The organism is Stutzerimonas stutzeri, from assembly GCF_018138085.1.
In the GTDB taxonomy this organism is placed as follows: domain Bacteria; phylum Pseudomonadota; class Gammaproteobacteria; order Pseudomonadales; family Pseudomonadaceae; genus Stutzerimonas; species Stutzerimonas stutzeri_AI.
In genome coordinates, this window is the sequence record NZ_CP073105.1 from 1074865 (window position 1) to 1097280 (window position 22416).

Consider the following 22416-nt stretch of genomic DNA (forward strand, 5'->3'; position numbering starts at 1 on the left):
AGCACAGAAATGAATAGACTCTAGCGAGTGTATTGATTTCTGGTCTTTGCGCCAGTAACTGTTCTTTAAAAATTTGGGTATGTGATAGAAGTAGATTTGGGTAATCATTTTCACTGATGATTATTCGAGTCAAGGTAAAATTTGCGAGATGCTCGAGAGAGCACAATGCGGATTTTCGGCGAATGTCGTCTTCACGTTATAGACAGTAACCAGATTGCTTGGGGTTATATGGTCAAGTGAAGAAGCGCATACGGTGGATGCCTTGGCAGTCAGAGGCGATGAAAGACGTGGTAGCCTGCGAAAAGCTTCGGGGAGTCGGCAAACAGACTGTGATCCGGAGGTGTCTGAATGGGGGAACCCAGCCATCATAAGATGGTTATCACACATTGAATACATAGGTGTGTGAGGCGAACCAGGGGAACTGAAACATCTAAGTACCCTGAGGAAAAGAAATCAACCGAGATTCCCTTAGTAGTGGCGAGCGAACGGGGACTAGCCCTTAAGCTTCTTTGATTTTAGCGGAACGCTCTGGAAAGTGCGGCCATAGTGGGTGATAGCCCTGTACGCGAAAGGATCTTAGAAGTGAAATCGAGTAGGACGGAGCACGAGAAACTTTGTCTGAATATGGGGGGACCATCCTCCAAGGCTAAATACTACTGACTGACCGATAGTGAACCAGTACCGTGAGGGAAAGGCGAAAAGAACCCCGGAGAGGGGAGTGAAATAGAACCTGAAACCGTATGCGTACAAGCAGTGGGAGCCTACTTTGTTAGGTGACTGCGTACCTTTTGTATAATGGGTCAGCGACTTATTTTCAGTGGCGAGCTTAACCGAATAGGGGAGGCGTAGCGAAAGCGAGTCTTAATAGGGCGTCTAGTCGCTGGGAATAGACCCGAAACCGGGCGATCTATCCATGGGCAGGTTGAAGGTTGGGTAACACTAACTGGAGGACCGAACCGACTACCGTTGAAAAGTTAGCGGATGACCTGTGGATCGGAGTGAAAGGCTAATCAAGCTCGGAGATAGCTGGTTCTCCTCGAAAGCTATTTAGGTAGCGCCTCGTGTATCACTGCTGGGGGTAGAGCACTGTTTCGGCTAGGGGGTCATCCCGACTTACCAAACCGATGCAAACTCCGAATACCAGCAAGTGTCAGCACGGGAGACACACGGCGGGTGCTAACGTCCGTCGTGAAAAGGGAAACAACCCAGACCGTCAGCTAAGGTCCCAAAATCCTGGTTAAGTGGGAAACGATGTGGGAAGGCTTAGACAGCTAGGAGGTTGGCTTAGAAGCAGCCATCCTTTAAAGAAAGCGTAATAGCTCACTAGTCGAGTCGGCCTGCGCGGAAGATGTAACGGGGCTCAAACCAGGTACCGAAGCTACGGGTTCATCGCAAGATGAGCGGTAGAGGAGCGTTCTGTAAGCCTGTGAAGGTGAGTTGAGAAGCTTGCTGGAGGTATCAGAAGTGCGAATGCTGACATGAGTAACGACAATGCGAGTGAAAAACTCGCACGCCGAAAGACCAAGGGTTCCTGCGCAACGTTAATCGACGCAGGGTGAGTCGGTCCCTAAGGCGAGGCTGAAGAGCGTAGTCGATGGGAAACGGGTTAATATTCCCGTACTTCTAGTTACTGCGATGGGGGGACGGAGAAGGCTAGGCCAGCTTGGCGTTGGTTGTCCAAGTTTAAGGTGGTAGGCAGAGATCTTAGGTAAATCCGGGGTCTTAATGCCGAGAACTGATGACGATCCTTCTTTTAGAAGGAGAAGTGGTTGATGCCATGCTTCCAGGAAAAGCCTCTAAGCTTCAGGTAACTAGGAACCGTACCCCAAACCGACACAGGTGGTTGGGTAGAGAATACCAAGGCGCTTGAGAGAACTCGGGTGAAGGAACTAGGCAAAATGGCACCGTAACTTCGGGAGAAGGTGCGCCGGTGAGGGTGAAGGGTTTACCCCGTAAGCTCATGCCGGTCGAAGATACCAGGCCGCTGCGACTGTTTATTAAAAACACAGCACTCTGCAAACACGAAAGTGGACGTATAGGGTGTGACGCCTGCCCGGTGCCGGAAGGTTAATTGATGGGGTTAGCGCAAGCGAAGCTCTTGATCGAAGCCCCGGTAAACGGCGGCCGTAACTATAACGGTCCTAAGGTAGCGAAATTCCTTGTCGGGTAAGTTCCGACCTGCACGAATGGCGTAACGATGGCGGCGCTGTCTCCACCCGAGACTCAGTGAAATTGAAATCGCTGTGAAGATGCAGTGTATCCGCGGCTAGACGGAAAGACCCCGTGAACCTTTACTATAGCTTTGCACTGGACTTTGAATTTGCTTGTGTAGGATAGGTGGGAGGCTTTGAAGCGTGGACGCCAGTTCGCGTGGAGCCATCCTTGAAATACCACCCTGGCAACTTTGAGGTTCTAACTCTGGTCCGTTATCCGGATCGAGGACAGTGTATGGTGGGTAGTTTGACTGGGGCGGTCTCCTCCTAAAGAGTAACGGAGGAGTACGAAGGTGCGCTCAGACCGGTCGGAAATCGGTCGTAGAGTATAAAGGCAAAAGCGCGCTTGACTGCGAGACAGACACGTCGAGCAGGTACGAAAGTAGGTCTTAGTGATCCGGTGGTTCTGTATGGAAGGGCCATCGCTCAACGGATAAAAGGTACTCCGGGGATAACAGGCTGATACCGCCCAAGAGTTCATATCGACGGCGGTGTTTGGCACCTCGATGTCGGCTCATCACATCCTGGGGCTGAAGCCGGTCCCAAGGGTATGGCTGTTCGCCATTTAAAGTGGTACGCGAGCTGGGTTTAGAACGTCGTGAGACAGTTCGGTCCCTATCTGCCGTGGACGTTTGAGATTTGAGAGGGGCTGCTCCTAGTACGAGAGGACCGGAGTGGACGAACCTCTGGTGTTCCGGTTGTCACGCCAGTGGCATTGCCGGGTAGCTATGTTCGGAAGAGATAACCGCTGAAAGCATCTAAGCGGGAAACTTGCCTCAAGATGAGATCTCACTGGAGCCTTGAGCTCCCTGAAGGGCCGTCGAAGACTACGACGTTGATAGGTGGGGTGTGTAAGCGCTGTGAGGCGTTGAGCTAACCCATACTAATTGCCCGTGAGGCTTGACCATATAACACCCAAACAATTTGATGTTTGTGTGTCAGACGGTTGAAGTCGACAAACAAACCGAAAAGACGCATCGCTCGCAAAGCGAACCTAATACGCAACACCGCAACACCTCACATACCCAATTAGGGGAAGCGACTCAACACCGACTCCCCAACCGAATTGCTTGACGACCATAGAGCGTTGGAACCACCTGATCCCATCCCGAACTCAGAAGTGAAACGACGCATCGCCGATGGTAGTGTGGGGTCTCCCCATGTGAGAGTAGGTCATCGTCAAGCTTCTACACCAAACCCCCGACCCTCGAAAGAAGGTCGGGGGTTTGTCTTTGGGCGATGAAAAAGCGGCAGGCACCGAGCGGTGCTTGTGCGCTCATGCCTGCGGCTTGGTGGAACGGCTCTAACGGAACTCGCTACATCGCTACACCCGTCCACCCACCAACATTACGGCGGGGCGCTCAGAGGGCATCGTCTTCGGCGCCTCGGGCACAACCTGCTGGGCAGCCTTCGAGTCGCGCTTCGAAAGCGCACCCGTGATGGCACCCCTGATACCCCAGCAGCCCGTCTGCAGTTCGCTTGGGCGAAGGGTAGCTCGACGGCGATGCGCTTACCTACGTCGAAGAGTGGTCCGTTACTACCTGGTCTTACCCGCTGACCGCTGACCGCTGACCGCTGACCGCTGACCGCTGCCGCTGGAGCATGAGTGCGGCTACGCCCGCTAAGGCTCTGTCCGTCTTAGCGGTAGAGCAACGTGGACCAGGAGTACTGGCGTTGCGCCATTGGGCGAAGAAAGGCTTCTAAAAAAGGCGCCTCGAGCCGCTGCCGCCGCTTGGTGGGGGCGGTCGGTACGGTTGGGGAGGTGATTGCCGCAGCGCTAAAGCATCACTCAGGCTTGTGATCGTTGTGCTCGGCCTGCATCAGGCTGAGCACAACGGCCGTGAGTGTGCTCACTCAAGGGCTTCGGCGATCTCTACTACCTTCGTTTCCGCCGCGGCTGAGCTGGTGTGCTCGGCCTGTTCCCGGCGCTTGATGTACTTCCAGTCCGCCTCGTCGATATAGATCCCGCTCGGGCCGCTGCCGCCCTCCAGGTCGATAGCGACATGAGCTGATACCTGAGGCTTGACCGACGCCAGGATCGGAACGAAGCCCAGCTGCAGACTGGTTTCGATCAGTGCCTGCTGGTTGCGCTCATCGATATCGGCGGCCTCGTCCAGATAATAGGGAAGGCGAATGCGACCAGCCTGGTCGCGGTCCATCAAGTGCAGCAATAGATACATGTTGGTCAACGCCTTGATGGTCATCGTCGTACCGTTGGAAGCCGCGCCGTCGATGTCGGTGTGGATCACTGGTTGGCCACCGACTTTCGTAATCTCGAACGCGAGTTCGAACAGGTCCTTGAGACCCAGCTGATTGTTGTTGGCTGCTACCAACCGCGCTAGATACTCCTTGGCCTCCTCGTTCTTGCTGTCCTGTTCGCTGCTTTGCTGCAGATCGAATACCGACAGCGTTTCACCCTGCTCATACTGTCCGGCGCTGTGGATGATCTGGTCGATGTGCTTGAGCGCATCCTTGTTGGGCGCCAGGACGATACGGAAGCTTTCTAGGTTCGAGACCTGGCGCTTGTTGATCTCGCGGTTGAACAACGCCAACTGATGCTCGAGGCTGTCGTAATCGCTGCGGATGTTGCGCAAGGTTCGTGCGATATCGGTGACCGCTGCGCGACGTGCCTTGGCAAGCGTCAGGGCTTCGTCCTGGCGATGCGCGTAGGCGTTCACCAGCAGTTGCAACCGCCGCTCTGGATCTTCTTCGCTATCGAACTTGGCTACACCCTTGAGACGCACCTGCGCGTAGAGCGCTTCGATCTGGCCGTCGACGCGCTGCAATGCCTGCCAGCTGTCCTGGTAGTCGTTGAGCAGCGGCTGGAGGTTGTCCAGTGAATCGTCCACCGGATCCATGAACGGCGTGCCGAAAGGCAGATCGGCTGGCAGCAACTGACGGCGACGTAGTGCGTCCTCCAGCGTGCGTTCCTTGGCTTCGAGATCAGCCAACTGACGGCCGACCAGCTGCAGTTTCGCCGAGAGGTGTTGCACCCGCTCAGTAAACGCATCGCTCGTCCGCTTGAGCTCGTCCTGCGCCGCCTCGGCCTGGGCTAGCTGCTCCAGCTTGCTGTCTTCTTCGGCTGACAGCGTCTGACAACGGCGGAAATCCTCCAGCGCTTTCTGGGCGTCCAGCACCTGCTGATAAAGCTGCTCGGCCTGCGCCTTGCTCGCGGCACGGTCGATCGCCACCGAATGCTGGGCCTTGAGTTGCTTCAGCTCGCGCTCCAAACGATCTTTCTGGTCACGCAGCGCGGCGCGGTCGGCGAGCGCCTGCAGGGCGGGTGGCTCGATATGGGACAGGTCGATGGACAGCCCGGGCGCCTCGAAGCGCTCTCCCTTGAAACCGTCGAGTACCGCTTCGAGCGACTTGACCCAGGTATCGCCGTCTTCCACGGCAATGCCTTTGTCACCCAACGGCAAGCTGAATAGCTGGCCATTGAACAGCCGCATCAGGCGATCGACGTCGGCCTGGGAGAACTCTTCACGCAGACGGGAATAGCTGTTGTTGTCCGCATGGTCCAGCTGCTGCCGGACCGACTTGAGGCGCTTTTCCAGGTCGCGCAGGCGCTCGTCGAGATCCTCACTGGAGAACTGGCGCGATTGCGACAGCGCGCCGGCCAGCTCGTCGTGGGCATCCTTGGCAGCGAGCAACTGCTGCTCAAGTACATGTGCACCGTCGACCAGCGCAAAGCGGTTCTTCAGCGCAGAGAGTTCTCCCAGCCAACGTTGAATCTCGCTGATCTCGCGCTCCAAGCGCATCAGTTCGGCCGTGCCGCCACGTTGTTCGTTCTGCAGGCCGTCCTGCTCGCGGCGATAGTGTTCGGCCTGGATGACCAGCTCCTCCTTGCGTGCGCCGGCATAGTCCTGCCAAGTGCCGAGCAGCGAGTCGAGCAAGGGGGACAGGCGATGCAACTTGCCGCGCAGCACTTCACGCTGCGCAACCCCGGCGGCGAGAGCTTCGACCAACGGGCCGGCTGCGACCAGTGCCTGGTAGTCCTGCTCCATGCGGCGCACGTCGCGGAAGGCTTCTTCGGTGGCGGCAATATAGTCGACACTGCCGGAGCGCAAACTGTGCTCGAAGGCGTCGAGGAACAACTGCTTGAGCTTGGCGGCGGTGATCTCACGCATGTGCAGCAGATTGATGAACAGCGCGCGGAAGGTCTTCAGGCTCTGTTCGCTGGTCGAGCGCAACGGAATCAGCGTCATGTCCAGCGGGATGGCGGTATGACCGCCGACCAGCAACCGGCGAAGCTCGTCAGGCTTGGCTTCGTACGCCTTGATGCCGGCGCGCTCCAAATTGGCAAACAGCTCCCGTTGACGCAGGCAGGTGCCATTCTGCTGGTAGTGATCGAGGTCCAGCGAGCCCTGATAAACGAAGAACTGGTGGCCGAATCCGCCGCCCGGGCCGCGACCGGCGACGCCGATTACATGCGGACCGTGGGGCAGGGCGACCTCGACCAGGATGTAGCTGGTGTCGCTGGCGAAGTAGAACTTGCGCGACTGCTCGAGGCTGTACTTGCCGAAGCTCATGTCCGACATGCGCGCCAGGATCGGGAACTGCAGCGCATTGATCGAGGCGGACTTGCCGAGGTTGTTGGCACCGTAGACCGACAGCGGCGTTTCCAGCGGGAAGATGCCGAGGCTGTAACCCGCGGTGTTCAGCAGGGCGAAGCGGCGAATGCCGTAGCGTTCCTGGCTCATGCTTCAAGCTCCTTTTCTTCGGCAATGGCGCGCGCCAAGGCCTCTTCCTCGGTTTCGTCGGAGTCTCGGTCGATCAGGATGATGTCGTCCTCTTCTTCTTCGGCAATAAGCTGAGGGGCAGGCAGCGGCAAGTCGCTGCTGTGCAGGCTCGCCGCCAGGTCACGGTCCTGCTGAACGGACAGGCAGACATCAAGGAAGCGGTGCATGGGCGGCAGGAAGCGGTAGATGCCGTTGCTATCTTCGGCGAAACCCAGCTGGGTCAGGCGGCGGATGACCTTTTCTTCCAGCTCGTCCTGCGTGGTGACTTCGGCCTGCAAGAACAGGTCGCGGTACTTATCCAGCAATGCCGGCAGCTCGTCCCGGCCCAAGGTGCCGCCGTCCAGCACCGCGAGCGGATCGCGACCCTGATCGGCCAGGTGCTCGACCAAGATGAAGGTGAACAGCGCCAGGCGCTGGGCCGTCTTGTTGACCTGTGCGCCCATCTGCTCGGGGACGAAGTAGTAGAAGCCGCGCGGGTCGCAGACCAACTCGAAGCCGAGCGCCTTGAACAGCGCACGGTACTGGTCCTGCATATTGGAAAGCTGGGCGTAGCATTCGGGCTCGCTGCGGGACAGGTGATAGCCCTTGAACAGCTCGCGGAAGATCGGCGCCAGCTGGGTCATTTCTTTCAGATCGATGTTCATACGCAACTCAGGCAATCGTCGTGTGAAACCGCGAAGCGCTTTTCACGAAAATGAATGTTCGGGGCGGACGGCCGGTTGACCGCGCAGCAAGGCTCAACCATTGGCAGTGGCCAGCAACGCAAAGGAGCTGAGGCTGACCTGATGCTCGCGCGTCAGGTACTCGCGCCGCTCCAGGCGGTCGCGCTGAAAACGCGCGTCGCGGGACAGGCGCGAAAACCAGTAGAGCAGCTCATCGGTCGCACCTTCCGGCTCCTGCTCGAGCAACCACTGCATCAGGTCCGGCAGCGGCAGTGCCTGTTCGCAGCGGTCGAGCATTTCACGTGCCGTCAGTGGAGAACGCGGAGCGTCTGCCTTGCGCTTGCTACCGGCTCGAGGGAACTGCGCCGGTTTCGGCTCGAAGCGGGCCAGTGCGTAGACATAGGCCTCGACCTGGCTGGCCGAGCCGAGAAAAGTACTCTGAGGCCGGGTGAACAGTGGCAGCGACGCCTGCGGCACAGCATCGAGACCTTTCTTGCGGATCGCCGACAGCGCCAGCGCTGCGCCGCGGGTCACGGCGTTATGCCGACGCGCCTCCTCGCGCAAAGGCAGCAACAGCTCACGAGCATGGCGCAGGGTCAGCTGGGCGGTGCTCTGCATTTCAAGAATCCGCGCGTGGGTGCGCAACAGCAGGTCATCATCGACCAGTTGGCCGAGTCGTTGCTGCTCGCCGAGCAGCTTCATCAGCACTTGCTCGACGCGATAGACGCCCTGTTCGAATGCGCCATCGGCCGCGACCAGCTGGATCATCGGCTCGACGTATTCATCCCAGGTCGCTAGCACCTCGGCATAACGTTGCCGCAACGGAATCTGCCGATCGCTGGTCTTGGCCCGGTCGGCGACGCCGATCAGCGCTTGCTCGTCGTTGGCGAGCTTCTTCAGCACGTCGCGCACGCGCATGTCGAGCAGGCGCAGCTGGCGGGCAAGGTCCTGCCCGTCGCGGATCTCGAAGGCATCCTGGATGTGTCCGGCCAGGCGTTCGAGGTGGCGCAGGTAGGCTTCGATTTCCAGGCACAGGCCGAGCCGATGTTCGCGGCGCAGGTAGGCGAGAAAATCATGAATCTGCGCGTTCAGCTCGAAGCGATTCGGGCTTTTCGCCACCGGGACCAGAATATCCAGACGGATCCACTGATCGAGCAGGGCGGTGATATCGGTGGGCGTGCCTTCCGGTAGCTGTGCGGCCAGCTGATGACGAAGCTCGATCAGGCTCAGGGTGCCGGCATCGAAACGCTCGCACAGCGGCTCGAGCAACGTCCAGTGTTCGGCGAGGGCACGCAGTACGCGCTTGGGTTCGATCATCTGAATCGGTTCTGTCGGCTGCAAAAATAGTCGGCAATTGTACTGCCTGACCCCGGTGCAAATCAGCCCAAACCGATCGTTGGGATGACGCAATGAGACGCCGGCCTTCCCGCTTTGCTGGTTTCCGGCCACAATTCACACTTGAGGCGCCGCCTGAGTCCGCACGGCAGGCCAAGAGGAGTTCGACATGAGCAGCAACGACCGCGTCATCATCTTCGACACCACCCTGCGAGACGGCGAACAGAGCCCCGGTGCCTCCATGACCGGTGAAGAGAAGCTGCGCATCGCCAAGGCCCTCGAACGGCTGAAGGTGGACGTGATCGAAGCCGGCTTCGCCATCGCCAGTCCGGGCGATTTCGCCGCGGTGAAGGCGGTCGCCGACAACATCAAGGACAGCACCGTCTGCAGCCTGGCGCGTGCCGTCGATGCCGATATCGAGCGCGCCGCCGAAGCCCTGGCCGGCGCCAATTCCGGACGCATCCATACCTTCATCGCCACCAGCCCGATTCATATGCAGTACAAGCTGCGCATGCAGCCGGACCAGGTGGTCGAGCAGGCCGTCCGCGCCGTGACCAAAGCGCGCAATCTCTGCGCCGATGTGGAGTTTTCCTGCGAAGACGCCGGGCGATCGGAGATCGATTTCCTCTGCCGCATCATCGAAGCGGCCATCGATGCCGGCGCGCGCACGATCAATATCCCGGACACGGTTGGCTATGCCATCCCGCATCAATACGGCGCCATGATCGGCACCCTGCTCGAGCGCATTCCCAACGCCGACAAGGCCGTCTTCTCTGTGCATTGCCACAACGACCTGGGGCTGGCCGTCGCCAACTCGCTGGCGGCGGTCGTTGCGGGCGCGCGGCAGGTCGAGTGCACCATCAACGGGCTCGGCGAGCGTGCGGGCAATGCGGCGCTGGAAGAGATCGTCATGGCGATCAAGACCCGCCAGGATCTGCTCGATGTGCACACCCGCATCGAGACCGAGCACATCCTCAGCGCCTCGCGCCTGGTCTCTGGCATCACCGGTTTTCCGGTGCAGCCGAACAAGGCCATCGTCGGCGCCAATGCGTTCGCCCATGAATCCGGCATCCATCAGGATGGCGTGCTCAAGCATCGCGAAACCTACGAAATCATGTCCGCGCAATCGGTGGGCTGGAATGCCAACAAGATGGTCATGGGCAAGCATTCGGGGCGCGCGGCTTTCCGTTCGCGGCTCGAAGAACTGGGCATCGTGCTGCCGGGCGAAGGCGAGCTGAATGCGGCCTTTGCGCGCTTCAAGGAGCTGGCCGACAAGAAGCACGAGATCTTCGACGAGGACTTGCAGGCGCTGGTCTCCGATACCCTCGCCGAAGACGTGCAGGAGCATTTCAAACTGGTGACGTTGGAAGTGGCGAGCAAGACCGGCGAAGTGCCGCACGCCAGACTCGTGCTCAACGTCGATGGGCATGAGCAGACTGCGTCGGGGCAGGGCTCGGGACCGGTCGATGCGACCTTCAAGGCCATCGAGTCGGTCGCCAATTCCGGCGCGACGCTGCAGCTGTATTCAGTCAACGCCATCACCAAAGGTACCGATTCGCAAGGCGAAGTCACGGTGCGGCTGGAGAAGGGCGGGCGCATCGTCAATGGCAACGGTGCCGATACCGACATCGTCGTCGCCTCCGCCAAGGCTTATCTGAACGCGCTGAACCTGATGCAGGTCGGGGCCAAGGCGCACCCGCAGGTGGCCGGGGTTTGATCACTGAGAACCGGCGTCGGGCCTTCCTCGACGCCATGCAGATCACTTCCTGGTTGCCGCGCACGGAGCTGCCTTTCGCCGCGCCTTCGCGTCCGGCATTGTTGCAGCGGGTCGAGCCTGAACCGGCACCGGTCTTCGAGCCCGAACAGCCGGCGCCGCAGCCGACTGCCGTGGCGGACCGGCCTGTTGCCGCCGCCCCCACCGTCACGGCAAGCCCCGCGGCCGATGCGGTTCGTGCGGCCATGCCGCGCATTGCCGTACCCGAGCCGAAACGCTCGGCCAATAAACCCTCTGATGAACAGCCGGTCGTTGCCGAACAGAAGCTTAGCGCGCCGCCACCGCGTTTCGCCTTGCAACTGCTGCGCGCCGGCAACTGCCTGCTGCTGGTCGAATTGCCCACCGGTGAGTCGTTCCAGAGTCGCGATCCGGCCTACCTGCTGCTCAAGGACCTGCTTCGCGCCGCCAGATTGCCGGACAGCCCGCAACAGGTCGGAGACGGCGAACCGATCCGCTGGCCGCTGCTGCATCGCGGCAGCCTCGATCAAGGTGCCGAAGCGGCACGGGATTACGTGCAAGGCGTGGTAGCCGCCGAGTTGGAAGATATGGGTTGCGCCTGCCTCTGGTTGATAGGTCTGCCGGCGCTGCGCTTTGCCGGTGAAGTGGAGGCGGACGCCTGCTACCGCGAGCTGCATATCGAAGGTATCGGCCATGCACTGGCGATGCCCGGCCTCGAGCAACTGATGGAGCAGCCTGGCAGCAAGGCCGCGCTGTGGAAAGCGATGCGCCGCAGCATGGCGCGTTGGGTCACGGGTTTATGAGTAGTGCTTCATGAGTGATGCAGTCAGCTTCCGCCCCATGACGGCGGCGGATATCGAAACAGTCCTGAAAATCGAGTACGCCGCCTTCAGCCACCCCTGGACCCGCGGCATCTTCACCGACGCCCTGACCGCCTATGAATGCTGGGTCATGTTCGAAGGCGAGCAGCAGGTCGGCCATGGTGTGATCAATGTCATTCTCGACGAGGCCCACCTGCTCAATATCACGGTCAAACCGCAGAGTCAGGGGCGCGGCCTGGGCTTGCGCCTGCTCGAGCATCTCATGCAGCGGGCCGCGGAGCGGGGCGGGCGCGAATGCTTCCTCGAAGTCAGAGCCAGCAATGCTTCGGCCTATCGACTATACGAGCGGTATGGCTTCAATGAGGTTGGCCGTCGGCGCGCCTACTATCCGTCCGCCGACGGCCGCGAGGATGCGCTGGTGATGGCCTGCACCCTGCTGGATTGAGCGACCGCTGGGGCATCGACTCCCTCGACTCACACCGCCCGAGCGCCACACTACGGACGGCGCGTCAGCCTTTGCACCATGCTCGCTGTGTAAGCGGGCGTGTGTTATTGCCCCGGCGCCTTGTCTCGACCGGAATCCAGCGGCGCGTCGCCCTCCAGCTCGTTGTCGTCCATCACGTCATCGTTCTCATGCAGCACCGCGTCGCCGCCGCCGAGCCCGGTGTCCCGGTCGCCTTTCGCCGGGCCGTCCCATGGTTTGCCGTCCAAAGGGTCAACGCGCCCTTGTTCCGCTTCGTCCAGATCCACATCGGCGCCGATTTGGTGCTCCGAGACTTCACTGAGATCCTGATCCGCTGGCCCGCCATGGCCGCGCTCGTTCGGCGAGCGTGAGCCGTCCTCGCGGATCAGCGTTTCCGGCGCCAGATCGTCCATGGTGGTGTCGCCATCCGGGACTTCGCCCGTGGTCATGCCCGCTTCGGCTACGCGCTCGGGCGGAAACTCATCCTCGATCTCCTCGGCGGGTACCTCATCGCCGATACGACCTTTGCGATCGTCGCGATGCTGATCGAAATCGAGCTGCTCCATCGAGCCCATGCGGTCTTCCGTGTCGTCGATTTCCGTGGGCGTGTAGGGCTTGCGATCGTTCATGACAACCTCCTGATTGAGCTGCGGTCTTGCAGGTTGTGACCTGGCCTCGGTGTGAAGATTCAGGCTGGCTGCTGGCCGGTTCGGGCTTTATGCACCAAGCTGCTGGAGACACCTGTTGAGCCGGCGGGCCTCGACGGTGGCGCAAAAAAGTGCGAACCACCTTTATCGATCCGGAGTCTCAAGGAGCATGAACAAACCAAATGACCGACCCGGGCTAGAGGTCCGGCGCTGCGCTTTTTTCTTCGACGTCGACGGTACGCTGGCAGAAATCCAGCCCCGTCCTGAACTGGTATCCATACCCCCTCGCTCCCTCGCGGCCTTGGAGCATCTGCACGTCAGTGACGTTCCCGTCGCTGTGATTTCCGGACGACCACTCAGCCAGCTCGACGCTTTGCTCGCCCCGCTGATCCTGCCAGCGGCCGGCGTGCACGGCGCCGAGCGCAGGACCGCTGCAGGGCAGATGCAAAACCTGGCTCTCGATCCTGACGTTTTCAGCGCGATCGAACGGGCGCTGGCGCAAGCCTGCGCCGAGCATCCGGGACTGGTGCTGGAGAACAAGACCGTCGCATTCGCCCTGCATTTTCGTCTGGCTCCTGAACTGGAAGACGCCGCCCGCGCCTTGGCGGAGCGATTCGTCGAGCGTTATGCAGAGGTGCTGACGCTGCAGCCGGGCAAATGCGTGTTCGAACTCAAGCCGCGCGGCGCCAGCAAGGGCGAGGTGATTCGTACCTTCATGCAGGAAGCGCCGTTCAAAGGCCGAACGCCTGTGTTCATCGGTGACGATCTGACTGACGAGGCGGGTTTCAAGGTCGTCAACGAGCTGGGCGGCCTGAGCATCAAGGTCGGTACCGGCGTAACCGAGGCCATGCAACGCCTGGACTCGGTAGAAGCGGTCGGCGCCTGGCTCGAAACCCTGCTCGACGCACTGTCGAAACAGCCGAAAAATCCAACAAAACCAGACTGAGAGATCCATCCATGAGCCGACTAGTAGTGGTTTCCAACCGAGTAGCGCCGATCAAGGTGGGGAAGGTCGCTGCTGGCGGGCTTGCAGTAGGCGTTTATGACGCGTTGCGCCAGGCCGGAGGCATCTGGTTCGGCTGGAGCGGCGAAGTCAGCAGCTCCCCGCAGACCCATAGCGAGACCATCGGTAACATCACCTACGTCACGATGGGCCTGACCAAACAGGACTACGACCAGTATTACCGCGGCTTTTCCAATGCCACGCTCTGGCCGATCTTCCACTACCGCATCGACCTGGCTCGCTACAACCGTCAGGAATATGAAGGCTACAGGCGGGTCAACGCCATGCTGGCGGAGAAGCTCAAGCCGCTGCTCAAGCCCGACGACATCATCTGGATTCACGACTACCATCTGATTCCCTTCGCCGAATGCTGCCGTCAACTGGGTATTCGTAACCGCATCGGCTTTTTTCTCCACATTCCGTTCCCGCCGCCGGAAATCCTCACCGTCATTCCCCCACACAACGAACTGCTCAGGACGCTCTGCTTCTACGATCTCATCGGGTTTCAGACCGAAACCGATCGCCTGGCCTTTCAGGATTACATGACCCGCGAGGTGCGCGGCGTGCTCGAATCCGACGGCAGCCTGACCGCGTACGGGCAAAACTTTCGTGCCGGCGTCTATCCGATCGGTGTGGTCCCGGATGAAATCCACGACCTGGCCGAGTCTTACAAAGGCCGTCGCAAGCCCATGCGGCGCACCACCGACATTGCCCGCAAGAAGATCATCAGCGTCGATCGCCTGGACTATTCCAAAGGTCTGTTGGAGCGTTTCAAGGCCTACGAGGCTTTTCTCGAGCGCTACCCGGAGCACCGTCGCTCGGTCGAGTTCATTCAGATTGCGCCCACCTCCCGCTCCGATGTGAAGACTTACCAGCACATTCGGCAACAACTGGAGAGCGCGGCGGGGCACATCAACGGCTGGCTGTCGGACCTTGACTGGACGCCGCTGCATTACCTCAACAAGAGCCATGATCGGCGTGTGTTGATGGGCCTGTTCCGCAATGCCGACATCGGTTTCGTCACGCCGTTGCGCGACGGCATGAACCTCGTCGCCAAGGAATACGTCGCCTCGCAAGATCCGGAGGATCCCGGCGTGCTCGTGCTGTCGCGCTTCGCCGGTGCCGCCCGCGAACTGACCTCGGCGCTTATCGTCAATCCCTATGACTGCATAGGCATGGCCGAAGCGCTGGACCGAGCCCTGCGCATGTCGCTCGCCGAGCGCAAGGACCGCTACGAGCACATGATGCGTGCGATCCGCGCCGCGGACCTCGATGCCTGGCGCGACAACTTTCTGCGCGACCTGCGTGCCTTTTCCTCCCGTCCGCGAGCCGAAGTCCCCTCGAATCCGCTGTTCACCGTTTAGGCTGTGACGTCCCGGCCCGCGTGCTTGTCAAAACGTGGTCCGGTTCGTAACGTGCGTATCGGATCAAAAAGGGGCTATCGATGAGCAAAGATCTTCAACAACTAATCGAAAACAATGCGCGTTGGGCTGAAGCTATCAACGAGGAAGACCCGACGTTTTTCGCCAAACTGGCCAAGCAGCAGGTGCCGGAATATCTCTGGATCGGCTGTTCGGACGCACGCGTGCCGGCCAACGAGATCGTCGGCATGCTGCCGGGCGACCTGTTCGTCCACCGCAACGTCGCCAACGTCGTGCTGCATACCGACCTCAACTGCCTGTCCGTCATTCAGTACGCCGTCGACGTACTCAAGGTGAAGCACATTCTGGTCACCGGCCATTACGGCTGCGGTGGCGTTCGCGCCTCCATGCGTGACGACCAGCTGGGGCTGATCGACGGCTGGCTGCGCACCATCCGCGACCTGTATTACGAGCACCGCGAGCACATCGCCAGCTTCCCCACCGAGGAAGCCCGGGTCGACCGCATGTGCGAACTGAACGTCATCCAGCAGGTCGCCAACGTCAGCCACACCAGCATCGTTCAGAACGCCTGGCACCGTGGCCAGACACTGTCCGTGCATGGCTGCATTTACGGCATCAAGGACGGCATCTGGAAGGACCTCAACGTCACCATCAGCGGCCCGGAACAGGTGCCACCGCAATACCGCCTGCGCCCGCTTCGGCCGGTCTGATGCCGACTGGTAACGCTTGGGCCTTCGGTGGCCTCCTGCTCGCCGTGCTCTGCTGGAGTGGCAACGCCCTGGTGGCCCGTGCCTTTCACGAAGCCATCCCTCCGCTGACCCTGGCGTTCTGGCGCTGGGTGCTTGCCACCGGACTGTTATTGCCGTTCGTGGCGCGGTCCATCTGGACCCATCGAGCGGCGTTGCGCGCGGCAGGGTGGCGCCTGCCCATCGTCGCGGCGTTGGGCATCAGCAGCTATAACTCGCTGCTGTATTCCGCCGCGCAAAGCACCGAAGCCATCAACCTGACGTTGGTGAACACCTGTTTGCCGCTGTTCACCTTTATCGGTGGCGGGCTGCTGCTAGGGGAATGGCCGGCGCGGCGCGCCTGGTTCGGCATGGCCATCGCGGCGGGTGGCCTGGTCTACCTGATCAGCCGTGGCAGCTGGGGGGCGTTTACCAGCCTGTCGTTCCAGACCGGCGACCTGATCATGCTGGCGGCGGTGCTGGTGTGGGCGCTCTATACCCTGTCCCTGCGGCGCTGGGCCGGCTTTCTCCAGGTGCCGCCGCTGACGCTGCTGGGCGTGTTGATGTTGCTGGGCACACCGCTGATTCTGCCGTTCTACCTGTTCGAATTCAGCCACGCCGGCGGCTTCACGCCGAACCTGATCAACCTCAGCGTGATCGCCTACACCGCCATTTTCGCCTCGCTGGTCGCTTACCTGTCCTGGAACCACGGCGTCAAAACCGTTGGCGCGGCGAAAGCGGCGATGGCGACCTACCTGATGCCGGTCTTCACCGCGATTCTCGGCTGGCTGCTGCTGGGCGAGGGTCTGCAGAGGTTCCACTGGATCGGCGGTGGGCTGATCTTCGCCGGCCTGCTGTTGGCGACCCGGCCCACAGTGCGCCGGGCGGTTCGCTGATGCCGAGCCGGGATACCTGCAAATAGCTCGCTTCGGCGCGATGCTGTTCACTTAGTAAGTTCGTCTCGACTCGGGCCTCCCCCAAAGCAGCAGGTGCACACCAGCTCCAGTGGGAGGCGCGACCTCGCGGCGATACAGGCGCAGGCCTGTCCGGAACGTAGGAGTGCCTAAGTCGACAGTGGTTAAGCGAACAGCATTACCGCTTCGGCGGCGTTGTCCGGTTACTTCCTATCGTCGTGTCGTTCAGCGCTTGCTGTTGCCGCACACCATCTGGCCCTTCATGGCCTCCTGCTTGACGATGAATTCACCCACCAACGGGCGGCTCTGCAGATAGTGCTCGGTGGTCTTGTGGTGCGCGAACGCCGCTTCATCGCGGTACAGCTCATAGAGGTAGACGAGGTCGGGATCCGCCAGATCCTGGATGACGTCGAACACCAGGCAATCCGGCTCCTGGGTTACCGAAGCGGCGGCGTTGACGCGCATGGCCTCCATGAATTTATCGAACGAGCCCGGTGCGAGTTGCGTTTTCAGGATGAGACAGTACATGAGCACTCCATTTTGTTTTAATCTTGTCGCGTAATTGTATACAAAAAGGAAAAGAAAAATGCCACAGCGTCCCGGTCGCCTGAACGGCCTGCGTCATCTGGCGCTCACCGTGCCGAACCTTGAAGAATGCGAACGTTTCTACGTCGACGTGCTGGGCATGGACGTCCTCAATCGCGCCAGCAAGGACCTCGTCTACCTGACCTGCGGCAACGACAACCTCTCCCTGGGCCGCGCCCGGGAAAAGAGCAGCGGCGTCCAGGCGATGGATCACTACGGTTTCATCGTCGACAGCCTGGACGAACTGCACGCCTGGTACGAATACCTCAAAGCTCAAGGCGTCACCATGCTCGACCGCCCCTTCGCCCACAGCGACGGCGCCCATAGCTTTCACGTGATCGATCCAGCCGGGAATACCGTGCAGCCGCTCTACCATCCGGCGATATCGGGGCAGCGTTTGCGTTGATGAACAATGGGTGAGCTTTGTAGCTGCGTTGGCCGGATGGCCGCGAGCTAAAAAACCAAAGCGTTCGATCCAGCATCTGCGGCCGGTTCGGACGTCTGGGGCAATGAACGGACGTCATTGCGGTAATCGTCGCAGCGTGGCCGGACGGGTCAGGTGCCGGAGTGGCCGGCCTCGCTCTGCTCGATGAATAGGCTTGGTGCTGGTTGCACGCTTTGTAGTAGCGCTGGTGGAATCACACTCATCGGCACCGCCTCCGGCACGATGTCCACCGATATCGCCTGGGGCTCGGCCGCCGGTGAATTCTTCCGGCGGAACTCGGCGAAGAGGATGAGAAGCGTCAACGTCAGCTCGCAGATAACGACGATCACGGCTGGCGCGATCAACCCGAACACCGGAATGAAAATGCAGTTCAGTGCCACGCTGAGTAGCCCGCAGAACACACGCATCTTGACGAAGCTGTCGTAGCGCTCCTCGGCGACCCAGTACATCTCGAAGACCACGTTTACGAGCCGGAAGATAAAAAAGCCCGCCATGATCTGCAGGATCAGCGAGGCGCCGGCATAGCTTTCCGGGTAGAACAGGTGGAACAGAAGCAGGGCGAACAGCTGATAGCCCGCGAACATGCCCAGCGACAGGCCGACCGCCAGGATGACGAACTTCCGCTGCCCGATTTCGTTGAAGCCCCGCGAAATCCGAGGCATGTACAGCGACCAGAACGCGGTGACAGCGATCTGTCCGATGGCGATAAACGAAACGGCTGCGGCATAGACCGCCAACTGCTCACCACCGAGCAGCTTCTCGATGACAATCCGGTCGGCGCCGAAGTAAAGAAAGAAGGAGAAAAAGGAAACGGTAAAGGGCAACCAGGAACGCCACAGGGTCAGCATCTTGCCGAGCGTCGCGAAGACCTGGGTGTCGATGGCAAAGAAGCCTGGTTGGCGAATACAGCGCAGGTAGAACCAGCCCAGGTATGAAAGCATGGCCACCCCGGCGCCAACGGCGACGGAAAGGATCAGGTTACCGGTAAGCAGGAACAAGCCGATCTTCACGGCGAAGGGCAGCGACTTGAAGATCGAGTCCAGAGAGGAGAAGCGTACCAGCCGGTCCTGGCGCTGATAGTGGAAGAACAGGCAGCGCTGCAGAACGGCGAAGGCCAGGGCTTCGGGCAAAAAGCTGACCAGCAGGTAATAGGCATCGTGCGTGCCGCCGACATTGCCCAGGTAGAACATCGCCGCCATGACCAGGACCAGATAGCCCACGGTCGCTGGCAGAAAAAGGTTTTCACCGCTGGAAAGCCCCTTTTCGATAGCGCCCTTGCTCAGCAGGTAGTCGCGTAGGCCGAAGTCCGAGAACCCGACAATCACCGATACCAGCACCATGCTTAACGCCAGCGAGCCGTACTCTTCCAGCGAGCAATGCTTGGCGACCAGAATCAGAAAAAAGAAATTCAACAGCGGCTGCATGACCATCGGCAGGAAAACGAAAGCGATCTTGCCAATCTCTTTATCGAATTTCTTCTTCATACACATCCTTTGTGCGCGGCTGGTTCAGACGCGGCGAAGTTGATGCCAACGGTGCGTGACGACGAGGACCGGCTCCCTTTCGCCAGAACGCTTGGCGGGTTGGGTTGCGCGACCCTTGCTTCGAGGCGAATAAAACGTAGCAAGGGAACGATGCGGTATCGCTGACCACACTCAAACCCAACTGCCAAAAAACCTGACCACCACAGGCGACGCGCAGGCGAAAACGGCTGTGCACGCGAGAACGCTGGGTACAGACAATCAGAGAAAATTATGTGGGCTTCTAGAATCCTGCTGGAAGCAGACCAATGTTCCAAGAACCGGAACAACGACGGCGACAGTATGCGCCGGTTGATGGTAGAGGCAACTGCCATCTATCGACCTGGGGGAGGCTAGATGTACTGCAAGCTTAGCGGGCGGCCGGTCTATCAGGGGGTGCGGCAATACGCCGCTAGAGTTTGTTCGGCATTATCAGGCTGCAGTTCAAAGAAGTGTCTGGCGTGGCAGTTGAGTCCGAAGATTATGCATGTAAGTGGAGGCTCGGTAGCAGTTCACCCCAGCTTCCCCCGCCCATGGCGACACGATGTGCAAATCTCCATCAAGCAGCTGCGCCGCCACCATCCAGACCACCGCACCAATCAACCCCAACGACAGATACCTAACCGCGATGCCGATGGCGATCTATTTCCACAGCCCGGCATGCTGATTGGCTTGGGTAGCGGCGGTGCGGTAGGGCGTTTAACGCTCGGCGCGGATGTTGTCGAAGTCGTCTCTCATGGTGCGCTCTCGGTGCGGTTGGCTAAACGGCGGGCACAAAAAAAGGTTCAGCTTTCGCTGAACCCTTTCTTGAATTTGGTGGCTACGCAGGGACTTGAACCCCGGACCCCAGCATTATGAATCGCAGAAATTAGCCCACGGTAGCCCATAGAGGCCCATAAAGGCCCATAAAGGCCCATATTACGGGGGTTCAGATACCTGCGCCCCCTCATCGGGCCAGAGTAAACCTCAGAAAATCAAGCTTGTAGTCACCGCTTTGGGTGCGTGCCCCGCTCATGGTGTTGCTGGATATCAACCACGCTGGCACAGTACCATTTCTGGCCTCGGTCAAAATCTATCACCTGTCTAAATGGACTGCCTCTAAATGGATGTGCCCTTATGAGCCAAATACAGCAACTCAATATTAGTCTTGAAGGTATTGGGGCAGTCTTAAAAAGTAGAAGATTCCGTGTTCCAGCTTACCAGCGGTCTTATGCTTGGGAGGTGGATCATGTTGATGCACTATTAGAAGACATAAGAGAGGCAATATCAAACAAGGAGCGAGAGTATTTCTTAGGCTCTATAGTTGTTACCGCAGATGAAAGCGGAAGATTCGAGGTGGTTGATGGACAACAGAGGCTCACCACTATAAGTCTCGTTTTAGCCGCCATTAAAGAGATATTTTATCTTGATGAAGATCACGAAGTAGTTGTCTCGGTAAAGTCCGACTTTTTGGCTAGCACTGATAGAAGAACGAAGGAGAGGGAGCCCAAGCTAATCCTCAACGAAGTTGACAATGAAATCTATCAGGACCTGATAGAAAGTTTCTCCACGGTTTCCGCAAAACAAGCAAAGCGCTCTTCGCATCGACGGTTAGTTTCAGCGGCGAATCGCTGCCTTGAGTACCTTAAAAGAATTTGCGAAAAATCCAAAGACTCAGAGGAAGAGCTGCACTGCTGGTTGGACTACATAGAAAAGTCATTAAAAATAATTGTAGTTACCGCGCCGGATGACAGTAACGCGTTTGTTATATTTGAAACACTTAACGACAGAGGTTTAGAACTAGCGATCTCGGACCTTGTAAAGAATTATCTCTTCCATAAGTCCGGAGAGAAGCTAGAAGAGGCAAAGAATAGATGGCTTACCATGGTGGCTATTCTGGAGGGGGCATCTGATGACCCTTTAACCGTGACCTATATTCGCCATTTCACAATGGCCAAATATGGATTGATTCGTGAGAAAGAACTTTTCTCTCACTTAAAGTCAAAGATCACTAGCAAGCGAGCAGCCCTACGCTTCTCAACAGAACTTGCAGAAACAGTACGGGTTTATTCAGCGCTCCTTAACACTGAGCATGAGTACTGGGCGGGCTTTTCCTCTGACGTTAAATACTCGGTCGCGACCTTAAATCTACTTGGAATGACCCAGATTAGGCCTCTGCTTTTGGCCATACTCAACAAGTTCGACTCCAAGAATGTTTCGGCCACATTCAAGAAACTTGTTTCCGCTGCAGTTAGGTACCAGATGGCAGGAGGTATCGGGGGCGGTACATTGGAGCGTCTATATGCTGAAACTGCCAAGGTAGTTAGCGAGGACAAGATAACAACACCAAACGGCGTCATTCAAGAGTTTAAGAACGTACCGACAGATACGGCTTTCAGGGCTGCATTTTCTATTGCAACGGTTTCGAAGCAGAAGATAGCAAGATACTATTTGCGAGAGCTGGAAATTGCGTTGGCCGGAGTAAACGCGGAAAAAATTCCCGACTATGATGCATCCAGGGTCAATTTAGAGCATGTATTGCCGCTGAAGCCAGATCAGGGTTGGAGCCAATTCTTTGACGATGAGGAGGTACGGTCATCGCAGAATAGACTAGGCAACCTTGCCATCATGGCATCGAAGATAAACAGCACTATTGGAAACGATAGCTTCGACGAAAAAGTTGGAGTTTATAGAAGTTCAGATTTTTACTTCACCAAGATGATTGGTGAATCGTCAGAATGGACTAAGTCCGAAATAGACAGGCGACAAGAGAAGATGGCTGAGGTAGCCGTCAAGTATTGGGCAATTTGATGCATTAAGGCGGCCGGAATAGTCTTGCGCCGGCCGTCACTCCAAATGTTTTTATTTTCTATTTCATCTGCGCCCATTACTTATTTTTGCATGATAACTGTAGTAGGCCTCGTCTCACTTCGCCGCTCGGTCTCTTTAACGTAAAAGGGGACAGATTTATTTTCAGAAGACTATGCGCTCTAGTACGAACGCTGCAATGGCTGCCTATTCTTGCTTTCCCGCCCACGGCGCTACGATCTGCACATCCCCAACCAGCAGATGCGCTGCCACCATCCAAACCACCGCACCAATCAACCCTAACGACAAATGCCCGACCACGATCCCGATGGCGATCTGTTTCCATAGCCCGGCGTATTGATTGGATGGGGTCGTTGAGGCGGTGCGATAGGGCGTTTCGCGCTCGGCGCGGATATTGTCGAAGTCGTCTCTCATGGTGC

Annotated in this window: 16 protein-coding genes, 1 tRNA gene and 2 rRNA genes; 11 read left to right on the forward strand and 8 right to left on the reverse strand. The window is 58.6% G+C overall.

Translation table 11 applies throughout. The features are described 5' to 3' along the window. Window positions 1-230 precede the first annotated feature (230 nt). Both KCX70_RS05165 and rrf read left to right on the forward strand, forming a co-directional pair. Window positions 231-3121 (forward strand): 23S ribosomal RNA (locus KCX70_RS05165). 161 nt (window positions 3122-3282) lie between these two features. Then, window positions 3283-3398, forward strand: a 5S ribosomal RNA gene (gene rrf / locus KCX70_RS05170). Between the two features lie 665 nt (window positions 3399-4063). Here the strand turns inward: rrf and mksF are convergent. The 3 genes from mksF to mksB all read right to left on the reverse strand — a co-directional run bounded on the left by mksF (window position 4064) and on the right by mksB (window position 8934). Further along, window positions 4064-6916 carry an Mks condensin complex protein MksF gene (gene mksF / locus KCX70_RS05175; protein ID WP_212619496.1) on the reverse strand — a complete coding sequence of 951 codons (2853 nt, stop codon included), beginning with the start codon at window positions 6914-6916 and terminating at the stop codon, window positions 4064-4066. Further along, the gene (gene mksE / locus KCX70_RS05180; RefSeq protein WP_212619497.1) at window positions 6913-7599 is read right to left on the reverse strand and encodes an Mks condensin complex protein MksE; all 687 of its coding nucleotides are present in this window, start codon (window positions 7597-7599) and stop codon (window positions 6913-6915) included. The genes mksF and mksE overlap by 4 nt, the downstream gene beginning before the upstream one ends. 93 nt (window positions 7600-7692) lie before the next feature. Continuing rightward, on the reverse strand, window positions 7693-8934 hold the full coding sequence (gene mksB / locus KCX70_RS05185) for an Mks condensin complex protein MksB (protein ID WP_021208727.1): 1242 nt from the start codon (window positions 8932-8934) through the stop codon (window positions 7693-7695). Window positions 8935-9121: 187 nt separating this feature from the next. On the opposite strand from mksB, the gene KCX70_RS05190 reads away from it, so the two are divergent. The 3 genes from KCX70_RS05190 to rimI are packed head-to-tail and all read left to right on the forward strand — an operon-like array spanning window position 9122 to window position 11950. After that, entirely contained in the window at window positions 9122-10669 is a 1548-nt protein-coding gene (locus KCX70_RS05190; protein ID WP_212619498.1) for a 2-isopropylmalate synthase, read from the forward strand. Continuing rightward, complete coding sequence (locus KCX70_RS05195; RefSeq protein ID WP_212619499.1) at window positions 10666-11487, forward strand: energy transducer TonB; 822 nt, start codon at window positions 10666-10668, stop codon at window positions 11485-11487. The genes KCX70_RS05190 and KCX70_RS05195 overlap by 4 nt, the downstream gene beginning before the upstream one ends. A 10-nt stretch (window positions 11488-11497) precedes the next feature. After that, window positions 11498-11950, forward strand: coding sequence for a ribosomal protein S18-alanine N-acetyltransferase (gene rimI / locus KCX70_RS05200; RefSeq protein ID WP_021208724.1), 453 nt, complete (start codon window positions 11498-11500; stop codon window positions 11948-11950). A gap of 104 nt (window positions 11951-12054) precedes the next feature. On the opposite strand, the gene KCX70_RS05205 is transcribed toward rimI, so the two are convergent. Next, a complete protein-coding gene (locus KCX70_RS05205; protein ID WP_102853752.1) occupies window positions 12055-12597 on the reverse strand; it encodes a hypothetical protein in 543 nt (180 codons plus the stop codon). A gap of 187 nt (window positions 12598-12784) precedes the next feature. Between KCX70_RS05205 and otsB the strand changes: the two genes are divergently transcribed. The 4 genes from otsB to KCX70_RS05225 all read left to right on the forward strand — a co-directional run bounded on the left by otsB (window position 12785) and on the right by KCX70_RS05225 (window position 16621). Then, entirely contained in the window at window positions 12785-13561 is a 777-nt protein-coding gene (gene otsB, locus KCX70_RS05210) for a trehalose-phosphatase (protein ID WP_212619500.1), read from the forward strand. Between the two features lie 11 nt (window positions 13562-13572). After that, window positions 13573-14982 (forward strand): alpha,alpha-trehalose-phosphate synthase (UDP-forming), encoded by a 1410-nt coding sequence (otsA, locus tag KCX70_RS05215; RefSeq protein WP_212619501.1) that lies wholly within the window; start codon window positions 13573-13575, stop codon window positions 14980-14982. An 80-nt stretch (window positions 14983-15062) separates the two neighbouring features. Beyond that, window positions 15063-15710 (forward strand): carbonate dehydratase, encoded by a 648-nt coding sequence (gene can, locus KCX70_RS05220; protein WP_212619502.1) that lies wholly within the window; start codon window positions 15063-15065, stop codon window positions 15708-15710. Next, window positions 15710-16621, forward strand: a complete 912-nt coding sequence (locus tag KCX70_RS05225; RefSeq protein ID WP_212619503.1) for a DMT family transporter — start codon at window positions 15710-15712, stop codon at window positions 16619-16621. The genes can and KCX70_RS05225 overlap by 1 nt, the downstream gene beginning before the upstream one ends. Before the next feature lie 243 nt (window positions 16622-16864). On the opposite strand, the gene KCX70_RS05230 is transcribed toward KCX70_RS05225, so the two are convergent. Continuing rightward, complete coding sequence (locus KCX70_RS05230) at window positions 16865-17167, reverse strand: putative quinol monooxygenase (RefSeq protein WP_021208718.1); 303 nt, start codon at window positions 17165-17167, stop codon at window positions 16865-16867. 58 nt (window positions 17168-17225) lie between these two features. Here KCX70_RS05230 and KCX70_RS05235 point away from each other — a divergent pair, with 58 nt between their 5' ends. Next, window positions 17226-17630, forward strand: coding sequence for a VOC family protein (locus KCX70_RS05235; protein ID WP_212619504.1), 405 nt, complete (start codon window positions 17226-17228; stop codon window positions 17628-17630). A 149-nt stretch (window positions 17631-17779) separates the two neighbouring features. On the opposite strand, the gene KCX70_RS05240 is transcribed toward KCX70_RS05235, so the two are convergent. Together KCX70_RS05240 and KCX70_RS05245 are read right to left on the reverse strand one after the other, a co-directional pair. Further along, window positions 17780-19153: an oligosaccharide flippase family protein gene (locus tag KCX70_RS05240; RefSeq protein ID WP_212619505.1), complete on the reverse strand. Its 1374-nt coding sequence runs from the start codon at window positions 19151-19153 to the stop codon at window positions 17780-17782. An 850-nt stretch (window positions 19154-20003) separates the two neighbouring features. Beyond that, window positions 20004-20073 (reverse strand) — tRNA-OTHER (locus tag KCX70_RS05245). A 232-nt stretch (window positions 20074-20305) separates the two neighbouring features. On the opposite strand from KCX70_RS05245, the gene KCX70_RS05250 reads away from it, so the two are divergent. Then, a complete protein-coding gene (locus KCX70_RS05250; protein WP_212619506.1) occupies window positions 20306-21979 on the forward strand; it encodes a DUF262 domain-containing protein in 1674 nt (557 codons plus the stop codon). Between the two features lie 204 nt (window positions 21980-22183). On the opposite strand, the gene KCX70_RS05255 is transcribed toward KCX70_RS05250, so the two are convergent. Beyond that, window positions 22184-22411: a hypothetical protein gene (locus tag KCX70_RS05255; RefSeq protein ID WP_212619507.1), complete on the reverse strand. Its 228-nt coding sequence runs from the start codon at window positions 22409-22411 to the stop codon at window positions 22184-22186. Between the last annotated feature and the right edge of the window lie 5 nt (window positions 22412-22416).